Source organism: Aquabacterium sp. UBA2148 (assembly GCF_002328915.1).
Lineage (GTDB): Bacteria > Pseudomonadota > Gammaproteobacteria > Burkholderiales > Burkholderiaceae_C > Aquabacterium > Aquabacterium parvum.
Window position 1 is genome coordinate 19,896 of sequence record NZ_DCXA01000015.1, and the last position, 284, is coordinate 20,179.

At 68.3% G+C, this 284-nt stretch carries 1 protein-coding gene; it reads right to left on the reverse strand.

What is annotated here, in order from left to right; translation table 11 throughout:
• Positions 1-50 precede the first annotated feature (50 nt).
• Positions 51-284: 2Fe-2S iron-sulfur cluster-binding protein (locus B2W70_RS00645; RefSeq protein WP_286742005.1), on the reverse strand; the 234-nt coding region annotated here is incomplete at its 5' end.

Here is a 284-nt window from a genome sequence, read left to right on the forward strand (position 1 = left end):
GCTTTCGGCACAGCGCGCGCGCCACGCCTGCGAACGGCCTTCTCGCCCTTTCACGCCCTTTCACGAGCGTGATTGCGCGTGTGACGAGGCAACTCGATGGTCAGGTCGGCTGCACCCATGCGCACCGCACAGGCCAGGCGGGAGCAGGGCTCCACGCCCCAGGCCTTGTCGAGCTGGTCTTCTTCTTCCTCGTCGGGTTCGGCCAGGCTCTCGCCACCTTGGCGCACGAGCACGTGGCAGGTGGCGCAGGCGGCCACCATGTCGCAGGCGTGTTCGATGGCCAC